Origin of the sequence: Acinetobacter lactucae (assembly GCF_013122135.1) — a bacterium.
GTDB lineage: Bacteria > Pseudomonadota > Gammaproteobacteria > Pseudomonadales > Moraxellaceae > Acinetobacter > Acinetobacter lactucae.
Genome location: NZ_CP053391.1, coordinates 2,599,083 through 2,623,344 on the forward strand (window position 1 = coordinate 2,599,083; position 24,262 = coordinate 2,623,344).

Genomic DNA, 24,262 nt, shown 5'->3' on the forward strand with positions numbered 1-24,262 from the left:
CTTTATCACTTCACGCAGTCTGGCTTAAAGCTTGGTCAAATAGTTAAACACTGTCGTAAACGACATGTAGCCCATCCACCACGTCAACAGACATGTTAATCCACCCAAAATAAGCAACCATTTTGGATAGTTGTAATTACTCATTAAATCTTTACGGCATGCGGCAACATACACAAAAATTGTAAGACCAATTGGCAACACTAAACCGTTAAAACCACCCACAAAAATGAGTAGACCTGCCGGAGTTGCACCCAATAACACATAGAGTAATAAAGCTAATGCGATAAAGGTAATGGTCGTATAGTTGGTTTGTTTTGGTGTTAAGTTCTTTTTAAATGCAGTAAAGAATGACACTGAAGTATATGCTGCGCCGATCGTGCTACTAATACCCGCTGCCCAGAAAATTAAGCCGAATAATTTAAAACCAAATGTACCCGCTGCATATTGGAATGCTTGAGCTGCAGGATTGGCGTCATGGCTGGCTAAATCAATCGTTGCACCGCTCACCACCACACCTAAAAAAGCCAAGAACAGCACATAGCGCATGATGCCAACTACAACAATACCCTTGGTCGCAGCTTTAGCAACTTCATCAATATTTTCAGGGCCAACCGCGCCTTTGTCGAGTAAACGGTGTGCACCCGCGTAACAGATATAGCCACCCACCGTACCGCCGACAATGGTAGTAATAATGGCAAAGTCGATTTGATCTGGAGCGAAGGTTTGATGTACAGCTTGCCCAACAGGAGGCATTACAATAACGGCCACAATAATAATCAGCAGGATTTTAAGCAATCCCAACACGATCATACTTTTATCCATGGCAAGTGTTGCTTTTCTAGAGGCAAAGATCAAAATGGCTAAAGCGCCACTTAAAATACCGCCCCACTTTGTGTCGAGGCCAAAAAGTGCATTTAAACCTAAAGCTGCACCCGCAATGTTACCGACACTAAAGAAAAAACCACCTAAAATCACCAAAAACGCCAGTAAATATCCACTACCCGGTAATGCTTTATTGGCAATATCTGATGCACGCATTTGAGTGAGTGTGACCACTCGCCAAATATTCTGTTGAACCACATAATCAATCAAAATGGAAACTAAAATGGCAAAGCCAAATGCCGCGCCTAACTTGACTGTAAATACAGCAGTTTGGGTTAAAAATCCGGGCCCCATTGCCGAGGTCGCCATCATAAAGATCGAGGCCACAATGGCCCATTGGCGATCTGATAAAAAAGAAGATTTCAGTAAAGACATATTAATGCGTTCCTCATCCATTTGAGCTTAACAACGCTATTTTCAAGTTGAACCAAGAACACCATTTTTCGTCCCAAACGATATTCTTTAATCCTTTAAAATGACAAAGATTCCCTGTTCCCCAATCAACACAATCGGTGATCAAATCTTGTGTCTAAAATAAAAACATAGCTAACCCCTACGAACAATAAGACTTTTTACATAAAATTAAAAATTCAAGTATTTGATTTTAAATAATTTATTAATTTTTAGAAAATCAGGATAAGCTTTACTTATTAAAGTTAATAAGCTGCTTTTATGACTTTGCATGTAAGCAGCCCATTTAAAATAAGAAAGAATATTTTATGAGAAATAAGAATAGCGCTTATTTTTTAATTTGCTCATTGAGGCTTTTCATGGCACGTTCCGAGACCTTAACTGCAACTTCAGTCAATTTCTCTTTTAGGGCAACATCGTTTCCTTGAATGTAGATCGAGGTGAAATGAAACGTCTTTAACTGAATAGGCGTATTTAATATTTCTAGTCGCCCATCAGTAATTTCTTTTAGCGCCGTTAAGGTCGGCACGACAGCAATACCTAAGCCCTGCTCGGCTAAACGCAATAAAGTTGCCAAGGAATAACTGGTAATTGAAAGTGGTTCATCAATCCCTTGTTCTTTCATTCTTGCTTTCAATTCTTTATAGGGATAGGTAATTTTTGGATACGTTAAAATGGTATGTGACATTAATGTTTTAAAAGACATTTGAGCAACCCCTCCTTTAAATGAAGGTGAAGCCAAGAAACTTAGCTCGAAGTCACACAAAGTCTGTTCAATACATTCAAAAGCTAGAGTTGGCCCAAGTAAAAAGGCCATATCCAAGTCACCTGTCCGAACGCCTTCTTGTAAGTTCGGTGTAAGGTCTACCACAATTTCTACTGAAATTTTTGGAAACTCTTGTTGAACCTTTTCGATATATTCAACCAACCATGTATAAACAATAGTTTCGGAAACTCCCAAACGAATGGTGCCCGTCAAATGCTGATTTTCAGTCAGTTCAGCGACCAGGTCTGTTTCTAAACGCATAAATTTTTCGGCATACTTAAATAAAGTTAAGCCTTTATGAGTCGGTTTAAACTGCCGATAGTTTCTATCTAAAACTTTAAAGCCTAATTCATTTTCAAGAGATGTGATTTTTTGAGAGACCGCAGGCTGGGTGGTTTGTAATTTAGTCGCAGCCTTATTGAAGCTATTTAAAGTCACAACCCAATAAAATGCTTCAAGATTCTTTAAATTCACGTTTCATCCTGTCTTAAAAAACTCCTTTACTTTTATAGTATGGGAGTTGTTAGCATGATTAGGCTAGTAATAAATAAATTTTTAAATAAAGTTAGCCATCAAAGCTTTTAAATGCTTTAGAAAGCTGACTAATTGTTTTGATCTGTTTTGCATAACGGCGGCATGATCGGCATGCCAATAAATGCAGTTGTAAATTACTTTGCTCACGTAAAAACAAAGGTCTATCTTGTTTTTCAGACAACAGTTGAGTGGCTTGTCGACATGTCAGCATGAACAATCCTCCTTCAATAACCATTTATTTTCTAAACATTCACGTAGTCTGGTACGACTCCGATACATCAACACATTAAAGTTTGAGATAGACAATTCCAACTTGCTACAGATTTCGTTAGAACTCAGCTCTATCACTTCTCTCATCATAAAAACTTGAGCATATTTGGCGGGTAAATGATCTAAGCAAGCTTCAAAAATTATCCAGAAATCTGCCTGCTCCATCATTTCTTCAGGGCTTTGCCATGCTTGAGGCGCTTCATATTTATGCCAATGTCCAGAAGCATCAAACAGTGCATCAATACTCAGTTCATTTTCCTCATCTTTAAATAATTCACTCATCGCGACCAAACGCGATTTTTGCCGAACCACATCAATAATTTTATTTTTTAAAATCGCGAATACCCACGTTTTGAACGCAGCCCGCCCTTTAAATGAATCTAAATTTTGAAAAGCACTCGTTAATGCTTCTTGCACTACATCCTCAGCTTGAGGAAGCGAAGACAACTGTAAAAAAGCAAATTTAATCATTTGCTGTCTTAAGTCTTGTAAAAAGGCTGGATTATGCAGCTGATCCCCTATTTCTTCATGATCTGATGCCACGGCTGAAGTCATCCTGATACCTCTTTAAAATCATGGGAACCTTGAATTAATCGCATTCGAGTTAACAATGCTTTTAGTTCTTGAATTTGCAGATAAATATCATGTCCAGACAAATCAGTGAGTACAGATTGAATGACTGTATGAATATCTTGATCAGTTAGCTTTACATTTTGAGTCAACTGTTCAATCACCATAGCAAACAAGGGCGAAAGCTGTTCAATACATACTTTGTCTTGTTTATCTCGCCAGACCATAATCGCGCCAGGTATAGGCTCGGCCTGTTCTGGAGTCATTAAAGTTGTCCACGTATAAACGGGATATTGATAAACCAATACCCATACCTGCGTGGTTAACTGCCAATCCCAGTTTTCCTGTAAGACTACTTTTTCAATTTCAACAGTGTCTAAATACAACTCAAGCCATTCAAACTGCAACAACTCAGCCAACCAAGGATATTCTTGCAATATCGGGTGTTGCTGATCTGTCAAATACTCTCTAAATTCCAGAGAAATATCATTATACAAAGGTGATCGACACTGGGCTTTTTGAAAAAACTCCGAGAGTAATTGTTGCCACTTTAACTCTGGCAACATCGCGCGAGCCACGGGATAAACTAAATTAATAAATGAGCAGACATTATTAAAAAGCAAGTCTCGATAAATTTGCATTCGTTCGGCAGGAAGAGCTTGTGGTAATTCCAAATCAGGATCTCTAATCCAGTCACAAAACTGTTGTTGCATGGTTTGGAAGGATATTTGATTTTCCTTCATAGCCACTCTCCTGTTGTTGAATTATTTTAATTTTGGCTAGCTCCTCTTCTAGCTCTCGCCATGAGGGAATATTAAAGTCGCGTTCAAGTAAAGTTGCTTTCACACCACACACTTGATAGGTATATCTCAATAGTTCCCATACGCGATCACAAACTTCTGCGCCATGCGTATCAATTAATAAATTTTTCTGAACTTGTTCATGTCCAGCAATATGTAAATAACGGATTCGCTCTTTTGGCATTTTCTGAATAAACCCAAACGCATCACTGCCATGATTAATACTGTTGACATAGACATTATTTACATCCAGAAGCAAATCACAGTCTGCGTATTGGAGAACTTCACGAATAAATTCCGCCTCACTCATTTCAGCATTAGGCATTAAATAAGTAGAAACATTCTCTATTACTAATCGTCTTCCTAAAATATCTTGAACACGTAAAATACGTTCAGCGACATATTTAACAGCCGCTTCGGTCATGGGGATTGGCAACAAATCATATAGATAGCCCCCATCATTTGTATAACTTAAATGTTCAGAATAAATCGAGACATCATATTGTTCTAAAAAGCTTTTTATTTTTCCAATAAATTCGAGATTGAGTGGATGAGGACCGCCAATAGACAATGACAGGCCGTGACAAATTAATGGGGCTTTTTCAACACACTGTGCGAGTAATTTCGCATGTCGACCACCAAAACCTAGCCAGTTTTCAGGAGCAACTTCGATAAAGTCAGGATATGTTTTTGCATCTAAAAACGAATCTATAAAATCACGCCTTAAACCCAGCCCTACGCCTGACAAATCCATCATGGTGATTTCTCCTTTTGGAAACGATGCCGGCACTTACTAGAAGGCCGACATCATCCATGATCAGATCGTTTACTTAGCGCCGCACTTACCGTCAGCGACTTTTTTATCTGCACCGCACTTGCCGTCCGCTGCTTTTTTGGTTGCTCCACATTTACCATCAGCTGCTTTTTTATCTGCCCCACATTTTGCTTCAGCAGACTTTTCGTGGTTTTTCATTTTGTTAGCACCGCATTTTGCTTCACCGCATTTTCCATCTGCTGCTTTGGTTGCATGTGCTTCGGTTGTTGTATGGGTTCCTGCTACCGCCACTTGTGTAGCGCCAGCAACTGAAAGTGCTAATAATGCCGCTACCGAAGTCATTGAATTGAGCTTGTTCATGTTAGTATTCCTTTAAAGATAAATTCTCGGTTTGTACATTTGTACGTATAGTTAGACGGACCAAATCCTTTTTTATTACACCGTAAATAAAATTTTTTTATGTAAGAAATACAGCTTTTATCCGACTAATTAATATTCAATCGCATCGGATGTGAAATTATCATGAAGAATTTTATTTATGGCTTATCTCAATATTATCAAAAACTGGGCAAAACTCTACAACATGTAGACGGCATCGCCGCTCTGGCTCTTCGCTTGTATTTAGTTCCTATATTTTGGATGGCAGGCACAAATAAATTAATGCACTTCAATGACATTGTAGAATGGTTTGGCAACTCAGATTGGGGGCTAGGACTTCCTTTCCCGTATTTAATGGCACTGCTTGCAACAACCACTGAACTAGCGGGTGCAATACTCTTAACATTTGGCCTGTTTACTCGCTTAATTAGCATTCCGCTCATTATTACCATGTTGGTTGCTATATTTACGGTACACCTACCGAATGGATGGCAAGCGATTGCTGATCCGAATGCTCCCTTTGCAAATATGCAGGTCTTGGCCTCCGCTGAAAAGCTAGAAAAAGCTCGTGAAATCTTACAAACCTACGGCAATTATGACTGGCTCACGTCCAGTGGCTCGTTTGTAATTTTAAATAATGGGATTGAGTTTGCCGCTACGTATTTAGTCATGCTTCTCGCACTGCTTGTTCTTGGAGGCGGTCGTTATTTCAGTTTAGATTATTGGATTAAAAAGAAGCTTGTATGAAATTATCGAACTCTCACAAAAATAATATCTAGGTCTTTTTTAGGTACAAACTTGGTCTTGGTCATTTGAAATTGAGTTGGGCTAATCTTTTTGACTTGCCCATCCCAACAAAATGAAACCAGTTCATCTTTATCTCGCTCAATGGTGAGCTTAAAGTTTTCAATCGGCTTTGCCCAATTTGCACCCGTCGTCAAAATATAGCCCAAAGCACTAAATGGTGAATTTTCTGCACTGGCTTTTTTTAAGCCCTGCTTAAATTGTTTATTCATACAAAATTGCTGGTTATATTCATCTGGATAGAGAGCAACAGAACCACCGACAAGAGGTTTGTATTCATGGTGAATTTTAGTCAAGCTATTGGCTTTAAAGGTTTGTTTCCAGCTATAGATCACTTGAGATGACCATGGAATAACATCATCTTTTTTAAAATTGGCTAAAATTTTCTGTATCTGTGGCTTATTACATCGTTTTAGCTTATCTACATAATATTCATAATCATAGTTAGTACGAGTCCATGGGTTTAACATATCTTTTTCACTAAAACCACACTCCTTAAATTCTTCTGTCGCATCAATTAGAGGTGATTTTTCATCTTTTTGAATAAACGTTCTGACATGCATCTCTGGTTTAATATTTTTACCATCCACCACAATCTTAAAACTTTTTAAAAGCTGTTCTGTATGAGCAAAATCAGACTCAAAAAAATTATCAATGCGTGGTAATGGAAATAAGATCGTTTTCGTTACATCCTTATTGCTTAAATTTTTATAGGCGTAATCGACCTTAACCAGTTTTTTACTGATAAATAGATCTTCGCTGTGCATGGCAATCTGCGAATTTTTGAGATATTGAATCCCACCTGTCCCTACGTAACCCGTAGAATCATTGGCTAAACCATAGGTTGATAGTTGAACCAAAACAGCAAAGGTTATTGCAAACTTTTTCATTCTAAAGTGCTCTATGTCATTTTCTAATTATGAAATGTCGTTCTGCAATAAAGCATAACTGTTTAAGACTAAATGTTGTTAGTCTTTTAGTGATGACTCATATATCTCTATAAACTCTAATTTTCTAGTGAAAACTTAATTTCTGCCTCGTCATCTTTTTAGGCACACTAATTTTTCCAATAAAGTTTGTTAGCCATAAAATGCATTCGTCACGGTATTCAAAGTGAGGAATTAAACTGAGGTCGATTTTTATATCTCTATCAGCTAAAGGCAAACTCAAACAATATTCAAAGTCGATAGAATTATATTTTAACTTCAGATCTTTTTCTTGGGCTTGCTTTTTAATTTCCGCCATAATTCGGTTGAGATTAACAATCAAATTATTTGAAACTTGATTGTTTTTATAGACACGTTCATAGACATTTTCAGCAACGTCTATATATTTTATAAGCTCGGCATTTTCATTCATATCATTCTCAATTCTCTTTTTTTAATGATTATGATCAGCTAAATGTTTAATTGCGTTACTTGATACATTGCTTATGTGAAAAGTGTATGCTTATCTTTATCAAAAGATATAACTAATACACTGATATTTATTATAAAACATTAACTATTAGCACACTTTCATACATTTAATATTTCCCTAAATATGAGATTAAGGGAAAGAAAGAATTGCAGCATCTTTAAATTTTAGACAAAAAAAACCGCCCCAGAAGGCGGTCGCTGAATTTAAACCAGCAGGTATATAGAAGTAAGGTGGACGTTCACTTCTATATTCTTTTATGAAGGAATTTTATTGGTTTTAATAAAATCCTCAGATTTAAAATAATTGATGATCATATCTGCATGCTCTTCTTTTGGAGGAGCAACAGTTACTGGGAATGAATCTTTCGACATCTTAAAACCTGGTGGTAAAAAGTGCGAAATTGGTGGTAATTTAGGTTTCCCACCTTCTGTGATTCGCTCAATAAAACCAGCTAACCAAAGAAGATATTCACCTTCATTTGCGAACTTTGGCATAACACTCAGATCAATTTGGACTTTGCACTCACTTAACGGCTTAGTTAAGTTTTCTTCAAAGTCTATATAATTGAACTTGAGCTTAAACTCCGTTCCTTTGATCGCTTTTCGAATCTGACTAATTAAACAGTTTAGGTTCTGAGTAATGTCATCAGTGAATAAGCTATCTTTTTTAATATTTTTATAAACCTTTTCGGCTACAGCTAGATACTTTGGCATTAACCTCTCTCCATCCTATTGTTATAAAGTGCTGATCTGTGAATGTTTTATGACTTTGATTATGCTGAAAGATATGTAAGTAAAGGTAATCTTATTGGCTCGCTTTGTAAGTAATTAAAGCTTTGTGTAATTTGCACCAAAAAAACACCGAAAAAAATTATGGTTTTGATAATTCATCCACAAAATAAATGCTTGAATAGAGATACTTTGAAATATTTACTTTCATATTAATTTTTACCATTTGGTAAAACTAATATGTTTTCATTTGCTTATCTCGTCGAACTAGCCCTAACACAGCTCTACGTACTCGTATTTCCTCTTCGGAAAAAGGTAAATGTTCTATAAGTTCATATATTGAGAGAGAATTATTTTCTATCAAGAAACAATCTTGCTCTGTAGTCCAGTTAGAAGTGGTGGTTTGAGTTTGTTTTAGATGACGTTTCATATTTCCTAGCAGGTTTATTTACGCATACAAAAAGCCTGCTCTTGGAGCAAGCTTAAGTTAGATTTTGTGGTGATCATGATCATAACAGTTTGTAGATAACATCTTCGGATGATCTTGTAGCTTATCTTTATAACCTTTAACAATTCGTTTTTTATTGTGCCCTTCCATCATCAAAAAGAGCACATTTGAAATATGAATTACCGTAACCAACCCTTATGTTTTATATAAGCTAAAGGAAGGATTGCCGCAGCTAGAGTCAGAATCATAGAATATAAAAAACCATGTTCCCAAGATAACTCAGGCATTACAGCAAAGTTCATTCCATAAAATGTACCTACCAATGTTGGTGGTAAAAACACAGCAGTAATAATGGTAAAGACCTTAACAATCTGGTTTTGTTTAATATTCATAATGTTGGTGACCGCATTTTGCAGATATCGAACTTTTTCATACTCAAATGAGGCATATTCCTTAACTTCGGCAACATCACCAGCGAGTTCAGAGACTAAAATCTGAAGTTCTACTTCACTGATGTTATCTACTTCGCCATTTAGATATCGTACTACTCGCATTAAAGAAAGTTGTGACTCCAAACATCTGGATATCAGCTCTTCTCTCTGATTTAAATTAAAAATTGTTTCTAATAGATCCTGTACACCTAACTCTTTACCATCTTCTCCACGACCTTCCGAGATCTGAAAAATCTCGTCTGATGTTTCTTTTAATCCTTCGGCAATACAATCTATTACATTATCCGTATTATCGTTTGCGATTTGGAGTAATACACGCAATGTTGATCGAGGTGTCTCATGATAAGAAGCTTTTCTGTTTAAACGACGTAAAGCACTTTCAAAGGGTCTGAAATTTTCAGTAGAGTTAATCGTTATTAATACTTTATCCCCCAAAATAAATAATACTTTCCCAAAAGTAGGATGGCATTCTGCACTTAGGGTTAACAATTCGGATCTAATATAGTGATAATCATCAATTTCAACTTCTCCCGTATTACTATTAGCAATATCTATGGAAAAGGTTTCTGTTAATAGTTTCAGCTCATCTGCCGTGGGTAGATGCACTTGAACCCAGACTAGGTTTTGATCAATATCTAGTGGTAATCCTTGTAGCATAGCTAATGTATTACCTGATTTTACGTAACTAGTGATCATGTTTGCTCCTGAGTAATGAATGAGCTAAATAAATCTATTTGCTGGTATGTGAAACAGAAGTGGAAGATGAGCGAGTTTCTTGTTCACTTGGTTGGATATAGTGAACAATGATCATAATCGTAACAATAATCGCATAAAGCATTGATACTGCTAAAATAATCTCATTTTCCATACTATTGAGAAATGCAGGTTTTTTACGCTGTTTTTTCATTTAGCACTCCAAGAAATTTAAGGTAAAAAGGTATTTGTAAGGAATACAAATCCAACAGAAAAAAATGCATCGTCATGACTCGAAATTTGATTGCCATAGCTTGCATCTAATTGAACAAAGTCTTTATAGATCATGTATTTAAATCCAGCTTGGTAAAAAGAGTCATTTCGGTCATTACCATAGACTTCGGCAGTGAGCGTTAATGGTTGGGCCAGTTGTGTTTCTGTTCCAATTCCCCACGTGGTTTGGTTTTTATGAGTGGTATTTTCTCGTAACCAGCCGAGATTAAGGTGGACTAAAAATTTGTCTTCTAGCGTTGAAATACTCAAAGGTACGTTTACGGACCAATCTTTCTGTGAAGAATCTTTGGTATTCATTTGAGTTCCAAATGAAAATCCAATTCCCCAATCATTGGTTTGTAGCGGTTTTAATAAGGTTTTACCCTGTAAAGTTGCATAGCTGGCATGTTCAGTGTCATCGTTTACTCTGCCCAAACCTACGGCAAACTCAAAATTGCCACCAAAATTACAAGCAGGTACTGCCCAATATTCTTTACTGTCAGGATTATGTTGCACCCATGTTTCTAGTTGGCAGGTTTGTGGAGAAACAAGAGCTGCATCATCAACAGCCATAGGCCGCCCACTATGGCTAGAAGTAGAAAAAGCCAATAAGCAAAAACTAGAGATAAGTGAGCGTTTCTTTAAGGTATATAACACTGGCATCACTCCCATAAAAAAAGAGCGCATGCAAGAACTTGCAACCAATCATGATGAAATCATGGGTTGATAATAGAAATTAAAAGAGAGGAAATATAAAAAAACCTCTTCTTGTATCCACAAGAAGAGGCCTGTAAGGACTTCAGGGGATACTTAGACTATTACCGATCGACTAGTGTCACTCGAGCAAGTACTCACAATGAAGCTCCTGAAAAATTCGTTGGCCGGATTCTAAAACTGTCGTAAATAAATATCAAGTTAAAATTTAGTGACAATCAGAGTTTTAGATTGGCTTTTGAATCCAAATCGTAAAACAATTTTATCGTTGAAATTTAGTTTATAAAACGGGTGTGCGATTAATAATAAATAAATACATATAGGGAAAACAAGAAATTTATCCTTCTTGTCTTCTCTCAAAGGTCCACCATTTTTTGTTATAACGCACTCTATTTTGTGGCCCAATCTCTAATTTGTTTCCATAAGAGTTATATATTTTTACTACATTATTATCTTGGTCTAACTCTGCAAGCAGATCGCAGGTATCATTACTTTTTATATCAATGACTTTAATCATTATAGATTTCATCATTTCTCCTTTTTTAGTTATCATTCAGTTCCATTTTGTCTAGCCTGACGAGTTTCCGTTAATTCTGCATGGAATTTATTATATTCTTGACGTGTTATATGGCCTGTCGCCAATAACGTGCGTAATGTGCCATAAAGAAAGCCTATATCATATCCTAAAGCGTAATCACTCACTCTATCATCTTTAGATGAATTTCTAATATCCTCAATACCTTGATTTAACCAATCTAATGCATCTTGTGTAGAGTATTCCATAATTTATAAATCTTGATTAGCCAAGGTAAATACTAATAATGACTTAACTAATAATGCAAATATAATTATGAAGAAATTTCTATTTATATAATTGTACATGAATGCTTGTGATATTAATTTTGCTATCGTCCTCATTACCGCATCACCAGCAGAAAACAATCCACCACACTCTCCTGCTCGATTGCCGTATCCGAGCCTAAAAGCTGAATAATTACGCCTTCAATCAGATATAAAAATAGCTTTGCATCCTGAAATGTCGCATCAGTTTTGAGTGCTCTAAGCTGGCTGTAAATTTCATTAATGAGCCACGTTCTATATCTCACTGCGTTTTGATAGGCTTTTGGATAGGTCAGTTTCGTTTCAAAAATAGCTTTAAATAATAAATAGTAAAGTCCCTCTACATCGGTGTGTAAGAAATAAAGCTTTTTAAGTTTATTGGTCACGCTTGTGTCTTGGTCGTACCCAACAATTGAAATCACTTTTTCTTTTAAACGTTCTTTTTGCACAATTAGGCAGATTTCAATAAATCGTTCTTTTGAATGAAAATAGTTATAAAAAGTCGCTTTGGTAACTTCACACTCTTTCACAATTCTGTCGATTCCCACGGTATGAAAGCCGTGATGGTGAAATAAATGAATCGACTTATTGATGACGTGTATGGCGCGGGAAGAAAGCACTAAATTTGGCATAGTTTTACCGTTATAAATTCTTGTTGTTTCTAAATGAGATACTTTTTTGGGAGAAAAAAAGGCACAGCAAAGCCCGTAAGACTGTGCGTGGCACATCTCAAGTTTTATTGTTGATTAAGTTTTAAGACGAAGTAATTTAAAGCCTGAACACCTTACGGCGATCAAACTGCTTTAAAAGTTTAAGCTGTGTCGTTATAGCTTTTGGCATTGAGAGCCAAGAAATAATGGATGTGCAAAGCCAACTCCTTTTTATTGGGAGTTCTGCCAGACATTAAAATTATGGTGGCAGAACGAAAGGGGTTAGCAGACTGGTCAAACGTGGCCAGCACACCCGAAGGTGTCCCCCTCCGTTCCACCATAGAGGGGGCACGAGGGCTCAACACTAAAAGTATGAAACTTCTAATGTACGTTTGATGCGGTCTGCTAAAACCGACTGGCGATGTAGGCCAGCAGGCAAAGGATAGTGCCCAACCCTTTTACAGTCAAGCACGCAAAATGACATTTGCTTTAAAATAGATCATTAAAAAGTAAGGATAAATAATTAAAATTTATTATTAAATTGGGGTTTATAAAACTTCTATCAATTAAAGCTCTATCGAGGTCTTAAGAGATACAACTTGCAAAAAATTATCTATGATAATATTTTAGAGTAATTACTCTAAAATGAGATTTAATAATGAAAATTACAAGAATTGGTTCGTATCACTGGATGCGAACTACAAATGGTCAGCTCAGCTTTAAAGATAAAATTAAGTTAATTCAAAAAATTATGCTGCCTAGTGTTATGGCCTCTATAAAAATAAATTACTTTCGGTTCAAAACTTCTAGCGATTTTGATATTAATCAGATCGTAATACCCGATACTCAAATGGTTAAAGTCGCGCTTGATGAATTAGAAGCTAAAGCAAATATATCTATCTACAATCATTCATGGCGCACCTATTTCTGGGGCGCTGCGTTAGGCAATATACAAAATCAGCAATTTGATTATGAATCACTTTTAGTAGCCTCACTTTTTCATGATATTGGATTAACTGAGCAACATATTCATAGTAAAGGTTGTAACTGTTTTACCTATGAGAGTGCTAAACAATTTGAGCAAAAGGCTAAAGAACATAGCTTTAATGAGAGGAAAAGTGAATTAATTAAAGATGCTATCTGCTTACATATGAACGGCTATATAGATCATTCTGACCCAGCAGAAACTACACTATTACAGCAAGGTGCGTCATGCGATGTGATTAGTGACAGTCTATATAAACTCCCCGTCTCTTTTAGAAATGAAATTTTAGAAAAATACCCTAGAAAACAATTTAATAAAGAATTTATCGAGCTTATTAATTTAGAAAGTAAGAATGTACCAAATTCTCGAACGAGTTTATTAAGTAATCTTGGTTTACCACTTATGATTAAGTTGAATTTATTTAAAGAGTAGAAATATTAATATTTATAAAGTATTTACACTAAGTATTGAAACATCCTAAATTGGAATTAAAAAAATCCCCACAAAGGAGGATTTTTTAATTTTTAATTCTGTTTGACGGGTTCAAATTGTCGAATATTTGGATCATACGGTACTCGGGTAACACCTTTGTTACTGATAACAAAGCTCATTAGATCCTGTCCTAATAAGAATTTACCTTTATAGTTTTCACTTACTCTCGAAAGAATTTCTTTCTCACTCGCTCTGCCAATATTGCCTTTGCTATATAGAGAAATGTGTGAAATTACCGCATCTTTAGGTTTAGTTTCATTGAGTACTTGACCTAGTTTTTCAGTATTTGCAAGATATGAATAGAAGTGCTGAACATATTCTGGATGAGCTTTTTCAAGTTCACGACTACCAATCGATAAACTATGCACGAGTAAATCAGCACCTTTGGCTTGTTGAACCAAATTTGAAGAATAAGTGGTATCTCCAGATAACACGACTGAATGCCCTGCGTAATCTACACGGAATCCGTAAGCTGGTTCTACATGCCCATGATCTACGAGAAATGAAGTGACTTTTACACCATCCTTGTTATAAACGACTCCTCCCTTTTCCGGTAAAAAGTGATCACTGATTTTAGTAGCTGGCTCGTTTGTTTCCCCACCTTTTAAGCGGATTTCATTATTAGCTGTGAAAGCTTTTTCAATGCCGCGTGCAAAATTATCGATTCCAACAGGTCCATAAATTGAAATTGGAGCTTTACTACGACCATCGTCAGTCGGTAACGGAGCTGACGCGTACAAATCAGGGAAGCCAGTTAAATGGTCTGAGTGCATATGTGTAAAGAAAATAGAGTTAATATCTCTTAAAGGCACTTGAATTTGGTGAAGACGAATAACTGCACCACGACCCACATCAAATAATAACTTTTGATTGCCAGCCTCAACTAAAGTACTCATACCAAATCTATTGATATTAACAATCGGGGTTCCTGTTCCGAGTAAAGTGACTTTCATTTCACCCTCAGGTGCTGCATGAACCAGTCCCATACCAAATAGCATAGTAGTACTTAAGCCGATTGCTAAACGAAAACTTCCATTTTTCATACGAAAATCCATCATGTAAGTAGTTGAAATATCGATCACTATCTTCGATAATCAACTTATAGTATGGATTTAATATTTTTTATATCCGGATATTCCAAATTTGTATCCAATACGACAAATGATTGCCTTCCTTAGTTACTAAGTTTGTTTAATAAAAAAATCAATGTAAGGCAGAGCTCTGATATTTAGAGTTCTGCCAACATATCTTAAATTTAATAAATATAAATTAATTAGGCATTTACAACATATTGATCAAGATTCTTTAATGCAAAATCAATCACCTGAGAAAGCTCTTCTTTAGAATATCCATCTCTTGCTTGAACCGATAATCCATGCAGAACAAGTGCGTAATATTGCCCTAAGGTTTTAGGGTCAGCCTCTGCGACCAATTGACCGTCTGATTTTGCTTGAACAAATCGATCGACTAGACTTTGGGCCCGTGCAATACGCTGCGTTTTCATCCAATCTAAAACAGCTTGGTTTTCTTCACCTAACACGCTCGCTGCCGACACGACCATACATCCATACGAATGGTTGGCTTGCGTGTAAAGGGCTAGCGCATCTTCAAATAATTGACTGATTGCATCCTTAATACTTTTTTGCTTTAAGGCTTTTATCGCGAAATTACCTTCATTTTTCTCATAGTGATTTACGGCCTCTCTAAACAAAGCTTCTTTAGAGCCAAATGCCTTATAAATTCGAGCAGATGCAATCCCCAAAACTTCAACTAAATCTGACATGGATGTGCCTTCATAGCCGTGAAGCCAGAAGAAATCTCTCGCTTTTACGAGGGCTTCTTCTCGATCAAACTCTCTTGGTCTGCCAGCCATAATGACCCTTTATCAAATTTAGTACCTCTTTTTATTATTATTCGAAAAAAATATTTTCACAAATAAATCAATGAGATTTATTCAAAATAATCTCGTTTTGTTTTGATTTTCAAATAAAAAGTTGTTTTTTTCAAAAATTAAGCCTATTGTTTGTCGATCGACAACTAATTAGGTTTTGTTATGAAAACGATCAAAGGCCCAAGTATTCACCTTGCTCAATTTAGCGATGACATTTCCCCTTTTAACCGTCTAGAAGATATTGCGGCTTGGGTATCAGGCCAAGGCTTTGAAGCGGTACAGCTTCCTGCTTGGGATAAGCGTTTATTTGATGTCAATTTGGCAGCAGAAAGCCAAGATTATTGCGATGAAATATTAGGTACTTTAAAAAATCATGGCTTAAAAATTAGTGAGTTAACGACGCATATCTTTGGGCAGTTAATGGCTGTGCATCCTGCTTATGACTCAATGTGCGATAACTTTGCCCCATCTCATTTACATGGTAATTCAGCAGCCAGAACCGAGTGGGCAAAACAACAAATGCTCGCTTCAATTCAGGCATCTGCCCGCTTAGGTCTTAAAGACATGGGGACATTTTCAGGCTCTTTGGCATGGCCTTATGTATTTCCATTTCCACAAAGACCATCAGGACTCATAGAAACGGCGTTTGATGAATTGGCGCGTCGCTGGCTTCCTATTTTAAATGCTTGTGATGAACAAGACGTCAACCTTTGCTATGAGATCCACCCTGGTGAAGATTTGCACGATGGCATTACATTTGAAATGTTTTTAGAGCGGACTCACAACCATCCACGTTGCCATATTCTTTTTGACCCAAGCCATTTTGTTTTGCAGCAACTGAACTATCTGGAATATCTCGATATCTATAAAGATTTCATTCGCATGTTTCATGTTAAAGATGCCGAATTTAACCCAACAGGCCGCCAAGGAATGTATAGCGGCTATCAAAGTTGGGGAAATCGAGCGGGCCGATTCCGTTCTACAGGTGATGGTCAAGTTGACTTTAAAGCGATTTTTTCAAAGTTAGCACATTACGACTACGAAGGCTGGGCCACATTAGAGTGGGAATGCTGTCTTAAAAATAAGGATGATGGCGCACGTGAAGGTGCCGAATTTATTAAGCAAAATATTATTCATGTCACCGATAAAGTGTTTGATGACTTTGCTGCTGCGCCTGTAAATCAGACTCAAATTAATCAGTTATTAGGGATTTAAGGAATCTTAAGAGATCAACATGAAAACTCAATTATTCAGTGAAAACCCATATAACGAATTCGATCATCATTACATTCACATCGAGAGCAAAAAATTTCACTATGTCACCCTAGGTGAAGGCCCAGCGGTATTACTGATTCCGGGGTGGCCGCAAACATGGTACGCATGGCACAAAGTCATGATTGAACTAGCGAAAAAGGGTTATCGAGCAATCGCAATTGATTTACCCGGAACCGGAAATTCAACTCCACTGGATGGAAGTTACGATACGGGGCGTATTGCTAAAATTTTATCGATGCTCATGACTCAACTTGAATATCCAACATATTCGGTTGTTGGTCATGACATTGGTATGTGGGTTGCCTATGCGCTTGCATCTGACTTTCCCGAGTCAGTGACTCGTCTTGCGGTCACAGAAGCTGTGATTCCCGGGTTAGCGCCCGCACCTCCTATTTTTGTTGAGCCGAGTGAAAACATTTTTCTTTGGCATTTCATGTTTAACCAAACCCTAGATTTACCCGAAGCTTTAATCGCGGGACGTGAAGATACTTATTTAAATTATATGTTTGATAAATGGTCGTGGCATAAAGATAGAGTTGCGACTGAAACTTATATTGAAGCCTATAAAATTCCGGGTCGTTTAACGGCGGGTTTTAATTATTACCGCTCTATTCCAGAGACCATACGTCAAAATAAAAGCAGAGAAACTAAGAATTTAGATATGCCAGTTTTAGCAATCGGTGCTGAACATGCCACAGATAATGCACCTTATGAAAGCATGAAAAAGGTTTCACCGCATTTAACCAGTGCGATTGTCAAAGACTGTGGCCATTTCATTATGGAAGAACAGTCAGAAATATTTAGCTCACTCATTTTAAACTTTTTACAGCAGGAAGAACGCTATGCCTCTACTTGCTGAAATTGAAAGCTGGCTTAAATCTAGACCAACCACACAAGGCGCAAACTCGTTACAAGCGTTAAGGGAACAAGTTAATAAAGACATTATTGATCAGCAAGGCATTGAGCAAGATGCAAGCTATCAACAAAGTTTTCATGTTGCTGTTTCAGATGGCGCGGAAATTGAAGTCCGCGTTTATATTCCCTATTCTCTAGAAAACACTGAGCAACGGCCCGCTTTAGTTTTTGCTCATGGTGGAGGTTGGTGTCTGGGAAGTTTAGACGCATGGGACCGCACTTGTCGGTTACTAGCAGAAACTACTCAACTGGTTGTATTTTCTGTGGACTATCGTTTGGCGCCAGAATTTAAGTTCCCTACACCTTTAAATGATTTTTTTACGGCATTTTGTTATATCTACGAGAACGCATCACAGTTTGGAGTTGATCAAAACCGCGTGGCTGTAGGCGGAGATAGTGCGGGCGCCAATATAGCTGCCGCCACATGTTTAATGGCAAAACAACACCCAGAAATTAAGGTGAGCCATCAACTTCTTTTTTACCCCGCTTTAGATGCCACGATGAGCAGTAATTCCTATAGCCAATATGCCGAAGGTTATGGTTTGGACTCATCCACAATGGTTTATTGCTGGGATCAATATGTGCAGCATGAAAGTGAAAAACACAATGAATTTGTAAGCCCATTACTCGCTCAGTCTTTAGAAGGACTGCCTGACGCAACCATTTTTGTTTGTGAATATGACCCAGTTCGGGATGATGGCGAAAGATATGCTCAAAAACTGTGGGATGCGGGTATTCAAGTAAACTTCCATTTATTAAAAGGAATGATTCACGGCGCGATTCACATGCTGGCAATTAGTCCCGAAAAGGTAAAATCGATCTATCGTAAAATTCGTATGTAAATAGTTTTGTTTGCGTTATCCAAACGGATTTTAGTCGGGCCACTTTTCAAAATTGTTTAATGGAGTGGCCCAATTTTCTATTAAGACACCGTAAACTTAACGCTGTTATTTTGATAAATTGGCGTAATATCCTTGCCATTCAGGGTCACTTTTTTATAAGTGCCTTGGACTTTTTTAGCCGATAACACCGTATATGTTCCCGCCGCTAAATTGTCTTTTGAAACGAGCTGCAATGTTCCATTTAAGGTAAGCGTATTTGCCACCTGAACTGCTGGAAGTACATTCGATTTAAAAGTGATGTTGAATGTGGTTCCTGCAAGCTGAGTTAGATTACCCGCAATGTTCACTGTTTTAGCTGAGTTGGTTTTTAATAGACTGTTTTCATGCATATAAATATCGCCTTGACCAGCTCCATGCTCAGACAATATTTCTAAACCGCCCTGCTTTAAATCAATACCGCCAGTAAACGAGTTATTTCCTGTCAGTGCTAAAGTTCCCGTACCTAATTTAGTCAGTTTACCCGCACCCGTAATATCATTACTCCACTGATCATATTGGTTAAAGCCACCTAAGCTTGCATCCATGGTCAGATTAACATCGCCATCAAAACTGCCATAACCTGCGCCCGCTCTAAACAGGTTTAAGCGACCATAGCCTTCAACGTCATCCATGACTGGATAACCCGAAGCAAGTGCAGTCGATTTCAAAACCACACGGCGCTGGTCGGCTGATAAATAAGGAAGTCGGGTTTCCAATAAAACCTCTGCGCCTTTAGGCACTGTTGCTATTTTTGTTTTATCGCCAATTTGGTTAAAACCATAGGTCATCCAGTGATTAACCTGCTGTTTTAATTTTTCAAGATCGGCAAAGCGGTCATTCGCGTCATAAGGTGTTTTGGCCAAACGATAAAATGATTCAAACGTTGCGCTATTGGTCTCTTTCATGAGCTGCGTTTGAGCTTGTAGATAAGCTTCTTTTCGTTGCTCTACCGTCATGGCATTTAAGTTGGCAACATCTGCGGCAATCGACTGAAGTCGCCCACCAATCACGTCCATCGCTGAGTGCATGCCCGCAATAATACGTGAATCACCCAAATCTAAACCACGTGCAATCAGTTCCTGATAACGCTGAGGCACTAAATATGCCATCACGATTGCATTTCGGCCAGCTTCGGCAGTGTGCCCACTTGGGAAGCCACCATCAGTTGTAGGTGTACTACTTTTTGCAGACTCTAAACTAGGTACTACAATAACCTCTGAACTCCAACGCCACGGACGAGCATATTTATAAAAACGCTTTGCCGACTCTGTTGATGAGTTATTCCCCATCGCTTGCACAAATTCAACGACTTTTCCGAAATTGGCATTTCCATCGGCTGTGGTTAGCCCACTATTATTGCCTTTGTCATCGTATTTTACTTGTGTTGCATCGGCAGGCACCGAATTGATTGTGGTGGTTTGCCCAGTGAGTTTTCTCCACGGATCGGTTAATGCTCCCATCCCTGTCGTTACGCTATAGCTTTTTCCACGTCTATCATCTAAATAGGCACGTATAGCTTCTTCTTCTGTACGTTTCTGTGTAGTCTGAATTGAATAATTAATGTTGTAGTTCAATACATCTACATTCTTTTTTGTACCGTCCGTACTGTCACCCGGTAAGCCTGTCCAGTTTGATTCAACTACCGCTGGAAAACCATCTCTTGCCTCGGCAGATTGGCCCGCATCTACAAATAAACTCGATGGCGTCCATACATCTAAAAAACCGCTCAGCACTCGTACACCAGCATTTGTTTCAACTGTGGCATATCTAGCATCACCACGTTGATTGGTCGTCCATGAGTCTACAATAGTCGTGATATTTGATGGGACTGGAGCAGTATCTTCAAAGCCCACACCCTTAGGTGCTGCAGGTATTTCTTGATTTGCTGTCGAATTATCATCTGAGTTATTGCTGTCATTACAACCTGTAAAAAAGACCGAACAAGAAATAAGAGAAAGTAAAAGTGTATTTATTTTAAAGCTAGACATGATGTGACCCGTTTAATAAATATCCGTATCTTTCACCATTAATGTTTAGCTGTTATTACATATCCTAAATTAATTTAAATTTTTCTAAACAATATGGAACTCTTTTTACTTTCTATAACTCAACGCTTAAATAACTCTTTTGCTTATTTTTTGAATTGAGATAACTGTTTTAAAAAGTCATTTAAAGGCATAGGCATTCCCCATAAATAACCTTGAAACTCAGTGCATCCATTGTCTTTAAAAGCATTAAATTGTTCAGTCGTTTCAATGCCTTCTACTAACACTCGCAGGTTCAAATCCAGTCCAATTTTAATAATGCCAGTGACGAGTTTATTACTACGCTTATCCTCCAAAGCAGCCTGTACAAAGCTACGATCAATTTTGATTTGCTTAATCGGCATTTTTTGTAGATAGCTTAAAGATGAATAACCTGTACCAAAATCATCAAGAGAAAGTTGAATTCCATTTTTTGATAGGAAATGCATTTTTTCGATCATGCTTACACAATTATTTAAAGCAATATTTTCAGTAATTTCTAAAATAAGCCGAGATGGATTTATGCCGTATTGCAGAACCAAATCAATCAAAGTTTGCTCAAAAGTGGGTTGCATAAAATGATCAGCACTAATATTGACTGAAAGTGTAAGGTCTTTGGTCTCGGCTTTTTTACTCCAATCTTGTAAAACTTTGCAAGATTGAGCCAATACCCACTCCCCAATCTCTGGCATTAATCCATAAGTTTCAGCTGCTGGAATAAAATCTTGTGTTGGGATATACCCTAAAGTAGGACAATGCCATCTAAGCAGAGCTTCCGCGCCAATCAGCTTTTCAGAAGCATTAATTTGTGGTTGATAGAAAAGCTCAAATTGTTCCTTCGCAAGAGCTAAGCGCAGGTCTTGCACCATGGCGTTTTCTGTTTGTATTTCTAATTGCATAGTGTAAATTGAAATACAAATCATGAGTGTAGCAGCACAGGTTGCAATCCATCCGCCATGATCACGAATATCCTCAGGTAGCGGTATCGCACTCTCAAGATTAAAAGAGCTTCCGCTAAAAAAGATAAAACACCCAATCGACAATAAAATTAAAATGAATTGTAAAAAGCTTGGATTTCTACGGTAATTCAAATACCCCAATATCGCACCAGCGGGTAAAAATAAATGAGCGACTTGCGGCCGATCAACTGTAGCTATATCAAAAAATAGGCAAAACACGACTGGAAACACCAGCAGAACGGCTTGTGAAAGAAGAATACCCGCTGAAATACGGTTTATATAGATAAGAAAAAAGCTAAAAATGGAAATTAGTGTAAAAAAGATGTCCATAGACACAATCAACCACATTTGTGCAAATGCGAAATATAGTGTCCAAAACAAACAAAAAATGATGCAAATAAAAATATTGGCTTTTGCTGCGATTGTAAGCTGCTGGTCCTTTACAGCACGGTAATTTTTCTTGTGTTTTTTAAAGTAAGACGAAGCTAACATAAATAAATCAACCGTAAAATATAACAAAGCACTCTCTTTGCCATTCATGCTCTATTTCAAAACCCACCCATGAAACTTAATTTTCTATAACGTTATTATTTATCTAATATTTTTGAGTTTAAAGAACCGCTTACTCTTCTCAATAAAGTCCATTTATTTTAGAAGTTTAATGAAAAGATATCGCTTTTCGCGGTTCCTGTAATTTTAAAGTGTCATTCTCTAACGATACATCTCTGCGTAACTCAGGTACAAGCGTTAAATCGTGAAAAATTAGCGCATTAAAATATTTTAGATATATAATTTCCATTGTTGATATTAATAATAATTATCATTACTATTTAAGAATAATTTAACTGTGTGTTTAATTGTGCTAATCATTGCCAATTTGTGGACTCCGCTGCTATGAACCTCAATGTAGAGAAACAGGTATGGTTTAGCCAAATTTACCGTTCTCAGCAAACTACGCTTTTATCATGGTTTAAACACAAACTTCAGCACCATCATCAATCTGAAGACCTGAGTCAGGAAGTGTTTTATCGTGCTTTAAAAAGCGAATATTGTTTTCAAAAAATTAAGGAACCACAGGCATGGCTTATGGGGATCGCCAAGCATGTCATGATTGACTATTGGCGCCGTCAACATATTGAAAACCTATACCTAGACGCCCTACAGAACCTTCCAGAAGAATATTACCCCTCTGCTGAACATGAAGTTTATATTCAAGAAACCCTATATCAGGTTCATTTAATATTAGAAAAACTGCCTACCCGCACGGCTCAGGTCTTTTTGATGTCTCAACTAGACGGCATGACTTATCGAGAAATTAGTGAAAAAATGAATATTTCTGAAGCCACTGTGAAAAGAGATATGAAACACGCTTTTTTGGCTTGTATAGACCTCTATAATTAACCCCTTTAACGCGCTCAAATTTCTACTGTATGTCAGCTATTAATAAAATTCCTCATCATGTTTTAGATGCAGCCGCAGATTGGTTGGTACTGTTACATTCGGGTGAAATGACAGCATTACAGCAGCAACAATTTGAGCAATGGAAAGCCGAAAAAAAAGAACACCAACTAGCACTCCAGCAAATGGAAAAATTTAGCCACGGTTTATCAAATCTTGCGGGTAACTTCCCTTCCGAAGCTTTAGTTCAGTCTAATCAAAAATTTAATCTTGCTGCAAAACGCAATATGCTGTTAAGCCTTTCAGGTTTAGTCATCGTTGGCTTGTCTGCCTATTTCATACCTTGGGAAAAATGGCAGTCGGACTATCACACCAAAGTGGGTGAAATTAAAAAAGTATCGTTAAAGGATGGTTCTCAACTGATTATGGCAAGTGATTGCTATGTCGATGTAAATTTCACGCAAGAGAAACGTCAGATAAAGCTGATTGATGGAGAAATTTATATTGAAACGGCAAAGGATGCTCAACATCGGCCATTTATTGTCGAAACCAAGAATGGTTCCGTAGAAGCCTTAGGTACTCAATTTACCGTTCGCCAAGAAAATAGCGAACAAACCAAAGTTAAAGTTTATAAACATGCGGTAGCCATTGAGCCAGAGAACGCTTCTAAACGCCAAATATTAAAACAAGGTCAGCGTGCTTTTTTTGACGAAAAATATATTTCAAAATCACTTCCTCTCGATAACGATCAGCCCTATTGGACACAACAACTTTTAGTCGTAGATCAATGGCCACTTCAAAAGGTGCTGGATGAGCTATTTCGTTATAAAAAAGGAACTTATCATCTCGACCCAGAATTAAAAAATCTAAAAATTTCTGGGGTATTTTCTCTAAAGAACCCCGAGCAAAGCTTAGAAACTTTGGCCTATAGTCATCAACTTGAACTCACCTATTACAGCCAATATTTGTTAAATATTAAAAAAAGATAAAAAAATGTGACCCTTTTTTTGATCTGGTTCGACTTATAGAGAAATA

27 protein-coding genes and 1 pseudogene are annotated in these 24,262 nt (G+C 37.3%); 7 read left to right on the forward strand and 21 right to left on the reverse strand.

The window, feature by feature from the left end; genetic code table 11:
- Positions 1-24: 24 nt before the first annotated feature.
- From HLV59_RS12125 to HLV59_RS12155, 7 genes are all read right to left on the reverse strand, one after another.
- Positions 25-1,278, reverse strand: a complete 1,254-nt coding sequence (locus HLV59_RS12125; protein WP_080648664.1) for an NRAMP family divalent metal transporter — start codon at positions 1,276-1,278, stop codon at positions 25-27.
- A gap of 343 nt (positions 1,279-1,621) precedes the next feature.
- Positions 1,622-2,533 carry a LysR family transcriptional regulator MumR gene (gene mumR / locus HLV59_RS12130; protein ID WP_016144815.1) on the reverse strand — a complete coding sequence of 304 codons (912 nt, stop codon included), beginning with the start codon at positions 2,531-2,533 and terminating at the stop codon, positions 1,622-1,624.
- Positions 2,534-2,624: 91 nt separating this feature from the next.
- Positions 2,625-2,804 (reverse strand): zf-HC2 domain-containing protein, encoded by a 180-nt coding sequence (locus HLV59_RS12135; RefSeq protein WP_061875863.1) that lies wholly within the window; start codon positions 2,802-2,804, stop codon positions 2,625-2,627.
- On the reverse strand, positions 2,798-3,418 hold the full coding sequence (locus HLV59_RS12140) for an RNA polymerase factor sigma-70 (protein WP_171430051.1): 621 nt from the start codon (positions 3,416-3,418) through the stop codon (positions 2,798-2,800). Before HLV59_RS12140 ends, HLV59_RS12135 begins: the two co-directional genes overlap by 7 nt.
- Complete coding sequence (locus tag HLV59_RS12145) at positions 3,415-4,176, reverse strand: HvfC family RiPP maturation protein (protein ID WP_171430052.1); 762 nt, start codon at positions 4,174-4,176, stop codon at positions 3,415-3,417. Before HLV59_RS12145 ends, HLV59_RS12140 begins: the two co-directional genes overlap by 4 nt.
- Positions 4,127-4,990, reverse strand: coding sequence for an HvfB family MNIO-type RiPP peptide maturase (locus HLV59_RS12150; RefSeq protein WP_171430053.1), 864 nt, complete (start codon positions 4,988-4,990; stop codon positions 4,127-4,129). The genes HLV59_RS12145 and HLV59_RS12150 overlap by 50 nt, the downstream gene beginning before the upstream one ends.
- 69 nt (positions 4,991-5,059) lie before the next feature.
- The gene (locus tag HLV59_RS12155; RefSeq protein ID WP_171430054.1) at positions 5,060-5,368 is read right to left on the reverse strand and encodes an HvfA family oxazolone/thioamide-modified RiPP metallophore; all 309 of its coding nucleotides are present in this window, start codon (positions 5,366-5,368) and stop codon (positions 5,060-5,062) included.
- Positions 5,369-5,530: 162 nt separating this feature from the next.
- Here HLV59_RS12155 and HLV59_RS12160 point away from each other — a divergent pair, with 162 nt between their 5' ends.
- On the forward strand, positions 5,531-6,133 hold the full coding sequence (locus HLV59_RS12160; protein WP_171430055.1) for an HvfX family Cu-binding RiPP maturation protein: 603 nt from the start codon (positions 5,531-5,533) through the stop codon (positions 6,131-6,133).
- Between the two features lie 2 nt (positions 6,134-6,135).
- Here the strand turns inward: HLV59_RS12160 and HLV59_RS12165 are convergent, their stop codons facing one another.
- The 10 genes from HLV59_RS12165 to HLV59_RS12210 form a co-directional block, all read right to left on the reverse strand.
- Positions 6,136-7,080, reverse strand: a complete 945-nt coding sequence (locus HLV59_RS12165) for a DUF4424 family protein (RefSeq protein WP_171430056.1) — start codon at positions 7,078-7,080, stop codon at positions 6,136-6,138.
- A gap of 124 nt (positions 7,081-7,204) precedes the next feature.
- Positions 7,205-7,549, reverse strand: coding sequence for a hypothetical protein (locus HLV59_RS12170; RefSeq protein ID WP_061875856.1), 345 nt, complete (start codon positions 7,547-7,549; stop codon positions 7,205-7,207).
- Between the two features lie 314 nt (positions 7,550-7,863).
- Positions 7,864-8,322: a hypothetical protein gene (locus HLV59_RS12175; protein ID WP_057106061.1), complete on the reverse strand. Its 459-nt coding sequence runs from the start codon at positions 8,320-8,322 to the stop codon at positions 7,864-7,866.
- Positions 8,323-8,572: 250 nt separating this feature from the next.
- Positions 8,573-8,767 carry a hypothetical protein gene (locus HLV59_RS12180; protein WP_081174525.1) on the reverse strand — a complete coding sequence of 65 codons (195 nt, stop codon included), beginning with the start codon at positions 8,765-8,767 and terminating at the stop codon, positions 8,573-8,575.
- 197 nt (positions 8,768-8,964) lie between these two features.
- Positions 8,965-9,933 carry a CorA family divalent cation transporter gene (locus HLV59_RS12185; RefSeq protein ID WP_016144805.1) on the reverse strand — a complete coding sequence of 323 codons (969 nt, stop codon included), beginning with the start codon at positions 9,931-9,933 and terminating at the stop codon, positions 8,965-8,967.
- A gap of 34 nt (positions 9,934-9,967) precedes the next feature.
- On the reverse strand, positions 9,968-10,144 hold the full coding sequence (locus HLV59_RS12190; protein WP_016144804.1) for a hypothetical protein: 177 nt from the start codon (positions 10,142-10,144) through the stop codon (positions 9,968-9,970).
- 17 nt (positions 10,145-10,161) lie between these two features.
- Positions 10,162-10,866, reverse strand: coding sequence for a hypothetical protein (locus HLV59_RS12195; RefSeq protein WP_057106069.1), 705 nt, complete (start codon positions 10,864-10,866; stop codon positions 10,162-10,164).
- A 388-nt stretch (positions 10,867-11,254) separates the two neighbouring features.
- On the reverse strand, positions 11,255-11,470 hold the full coding sequence (locus tag HLV59_RS12200) for a hypothetical protein (RefSeq protein ID WP_050589404.1): 216 nt from the start codon (positions 11,468-11,470) through the stop codon (positions 11,255-11,257).
- Positions 11,467-11,700, reverse strand: a complete 234-nt coding sequence (locus tag HLV59_RS12205) for a hypothetical protein (RefSeq protein ID WP_081174527.1) — start codon at positions 11,698-11,700, stop codon at positions 11,467-11,469. The genes HLV59_RS12200 and HLV59_RS12205 overlap by 4 nt, the downstream gene beginning before the upstream one ends.
- Before the next feature lie 134 nt (positions 11,701-11,834).
- The gene (locus tag HLV59_RS12210) at positions 11,835-12,389 is read right to left on the reverse strand and encodes a TetR/AcrR family transcriptional regulator (protein ID WP_171430057.1); all 555 of its coding nucleotides are present in this window, start codon (positions 12,387-12,389) and stop codon (positions 11,835-11,837) included.
- A 676-nt stretch (positions 12,390-13,065) separates the two neighbouring features.
- Here HLV59_RS12210 and HLV59_RS12215 point away from each other — a divergent pair.
- On the forward strand, positions 13,066-13,824 hold the full coding sequence (locus tag HLV59_RS12215; RefSeq protein WP_081174530.1) for an HD domain-containing protein: 759 nt from the start codon (positions 13,066-13,068) through the stop codon (positions 13,822-13,824).
- Positions 13,825-13,916: 92 nt separating this feature from the next.
- On the opposite strand, the gene HLV59_RS12220 is transcribed toward HLV59_RS12215, so the two are convergent.
- Together HLV59_RS12220 and HLV59_RS12225 are read right to left on the reverse strand one after the other, a co-directional pair.
- Positions 13,917-14,927: an MBL fold metallo-hydrolase gene (locus HLV59_RS12220; protein ID WP_062849186.1), complete on the reverse strand. Its 1,011-nt coding sequence runs from the start codon at positions 14,925-14,927 to the stop codon at positions 13,917-13,919.
- Positions 14,928-15,157: 230 nt separating this feature from the next.
- A complete protein-coding gene (locus HLV59_RS12225) occupies positions 15,158-15,757 on the reverse strand; it encodes a TetR/AcrR family transcriptional regulator (RefSeq protein ID WP_081174532.1) in 600 nt (199 codons plus the stop codon).
- Between the two features lie 180 nt (positions 15,758-15,937).
- On the opposite strand from HLV59_RS12225, the gene HLV59_RS12230 reads away from it, so the two are divergent.
- The 3 genes from HLV59_RS12230 to HLV59_RS12240 are packed head-to-tail and all read left to right on the forward strand — an operon-like array spanning position 15,938 to position 18,807.
- On the forward strand, positions 15,938-16,990 hold the full coding sequence (locus tag HLV59_RS12230) for a sugar phosphate isomerase/epimerase family protein (protein ID WP_171430058.1): 1,053 nt from the start codon (positions 15,938-15,940) through the stop codon (positions 16,988-16,990).
- A gap of 19 nt (positions 16,991-17,009) precedes the next feature.
- Positions 17,010-17,909 carry an alpha/beta fold hydrolase gene (locus HLV59_RS12235; RefSeq protein ID WP_171430059.1) on the forward strand — a complete coding sequence of 300 codons (900 nt, stop codon included), beginning with the start codon at positions 17,010-17,012 and terminating at the stop codon, positions 17,907-17,909.
- Positions 17,893-18,807 (forward strand): alpha/beta hydrolase, encoded by a 915-nt coding sequence (locus HLV59_RS12240; protein WP_171430060.1) that lies wholly within the window; start codon positions 17,893-17,895, stop codon positions 18,805-18,807. Before HLV59_RS12235 ends, HLV59_RS12240 begins: the two co-directional genes overlap by 17 nt.
- Before the next feature lie 80 nt (positions 18,808-18,887).
- On the opposite strand, the gene HLV59_RS12245 is transcribed toward HLV59_RS12240, so the two are convergent.
- On the reverse strand, positions 18,888-20,834 hold the full coding sequence (locus HLV59_RS12245; protein WP_171430061.1) for an acid phosphatase: 1,947 nt from the start codon (positions 20,832-20,834) through the stop codon (positions 18,888-18,890).
- Between the two features lie 143 nt (positions 20,835-20,977).
- Positions 20,978-22,369 carry an EAL domain-containing protein gene (locus HLV59_RS12250; RefSeq protein ID WP_171430062.1) on the reverse strand — a complete coding sequence of 464 codons (1,392 nt, stop codon included), beginning with the start codon at positions 22,367-22,369 and terminating at the stop codon, positions 20,978-20,980.
- Between the two features lie 354 nt (positions 22,370-22,723).
- Here HLV59_RS12250 and HLV59_RS12255 point away from each other — a divergent pair, with 354 nt between their 5' ends.
- Positions 22,724-23,230 carry a sigma-70 family RNA polymerase sigma factor gene (locus HLV59_RS12255; RefSeq protein WP_144731074.1) on the forward strand — a complete coding sequence of 169 codons (507 nt, stop codon included), beginning with the start codon at positions 22,724-22,726 and terminating at the stop codon, positions 23,228-23,230.
- Between the two features lie 29 nt (positions 23,231-23,259).
- Positions 23,260-24,226 (forward strand): annotated as a pseudogene (locus tag HLV59_RS12260) (FecR domain-containing protein).
- Positions 24,227-24,262: the final 36 nt, after the last annotated feature.

Coding starts and splice junctions, on each gene's coding strand:
- HLV59_RS12125 (WP_080648664.1), bottom strand. CDS start 1,278: ATGGATGAGGAACGCATTAATATGTCTTTACTGAAATCTTCTTTTTTA.
- HLV59_RS12135 (WP_061875863.1), bottom strand. CDS start 2,804: ATGCTGACATGTCGACAAGCCACTCAACTGTTGTCTGAAAAACAAGAT.
- HLV59_RS12140 (WP_171430051.1), bottom strand. CDS start 3,418: ATGACTTCAGCCGTGGCATCAGATCATGAAGAAATAGGGGATCAGCTG.
- HLV59_RS12145 (WP_171430052.1), bottom strand. CDS start 4,176: ATGAAGGAAAATCAAATATCCTTCCAAACCATGCAACAACAGTTTTGT.
- HLV59_RS12150 (WP_171430053.1), bottom strand. CDS start 4,990: ATGATGGATTTGTCAGGCGTAGGGCTGGGTTTAAGGCGTGATTTTATA.
- HLV59_RS12155 (WP_171430054.1), bottom strand. CDS start 5,368: ATGAACAAGCTCAATTCAATGACTTCGGTAGCGGCATTATTAGCACTT.
- HLV59_RS12160 (WP_171430055.1), top strand. CDS start 5,531: ATGAAGAATTTTATTTATGGCTTATCTCAATATTATCAAAAACTGGGC.
- HLV59_RS12165 (WP_171430056.1), bottom strand. CDS start 7,080: ATGAAAAAGTTTGCAATAACCTTTGCTGTTTTGGTTCAACTATCAACC.
- HLV59_RS12170 (WP_061875856.1), bottom strand. CDS start 7,549: ATGAATGAAAATGCCGAGCTTATAAAATATATAGACGTTGCTGAAAAT.
- HLV59_RS12175 (WP_057106061.1), bottom strand. CDS start 8,322: ATGCCAAAGTATCTAGCTGTAGCCGAAAAGGTTTATAAAAATATTAAA.
- HLV59_RS12180 (WP_081174525.1), bottom strand. CDS start 8,767: ATGAAACGTCATCTAAAACAAACTCAAACCACCACTTCTAACTGGACT.
- HLV59_RS12185 (WP_016144805.1), bottom strand. CDS start 9,933: ATGATCACTAGTTACGTAAAATCAGGTAATACATTAGCTATGCTACAA.
- HLV59_RS12190 (WP_016144804.1), bottom strand. CDS start 10,144: ATGAAAAAACAGCGTAAAAAACCTGCATTTCTCAATAGTATGGAAAAT.
- HLV59_RS12195 (WP_057106069.1), bottom strand. CDS start 10,866: ATGCCAGTGTTATATACCTTAAAGAAACGCTCACTTATCTCTAGTTTT.
- HLV59_RS12200 (WP_050589404.1), bottom strand. CDS start 11,470: ATGATAACTAAAAAAGGAGAAATGATGAAATCTATAATGATTAAAGTC.
- HLV59_RS12205 (WP_081174527.1), bottom strand. CDS start 11,700: ATGGAATACTCTACACAAGATGCATTAGATTGGTTAAATCAAGGTATT.
- HLV59_RS12210 (WP_171430057.1), bottom strand. CDS start 12,389: ATGCCAAATTTAGTGCTTTCTTCCCGCGCCATACACGTCATCAATAAG.
- HLV59_RS12215 (WP_081174530.1), top strand. CDS start 13,066: ATGAAAATTACAAGAATTGGTTCGTATCACTGGATGCGAACTACAAAT.
- HLV59_RS12220 (WP_062849186.1), bottom strand. CDS start 14,927: ATGAAAAATGGAAGTTTTCGTTTAGCAATCGGCTTAAGTACTACTATG.
- HLV59_RS12225 (WP_081174532.1), bottom strand. CDS start 15,757: ATGGCTGGCAGACCAAGAGAGTTTGATCGAGAAGAAGCCCTCGTAAAA.
- HLV59_RS12230 (WP_171430058.1), top strand. CDS start 15,938: ATGAAAACGATCAAAGGCCCAAGTATTCACCTTGCTCAATTTAGCGAT.
- HLV59_RS12235 (WP_171430059.1), top strand. CDS start 17,010: ATGAAAACTCAATTATTCAGTGAAAACCCATATAACGAATTCGATCAT.
- HLV59_RS12240 (WP_171430060.1), top strand. CDS start 17,893: ATGCCTCTACTTGCTGAAATTGAAAGCTGGCTTAAATCTAGACCAACC.
- HLV59_RS12245 (WP_171430061.1), bottom strand. CDS start 20,834: ATGTCTAGCTTTAAAATAAATACACTTTTACTTTCTCTTATTTCTTGT.
- HLV59_RS12250 (WP_171430062.1), bottom strand. CDS start 22,369: ATGAATGGCAAAGAGAGTGCTTTGTTATATTTTACGGTTGATTTATTT.
- HLV59_RS12255 (WP_144731074.1), top strand. CDS start 22,724: ATGAACCTCAATGTAGAGAAACAGGTATGGTTTAGCCAAATTTACCGT.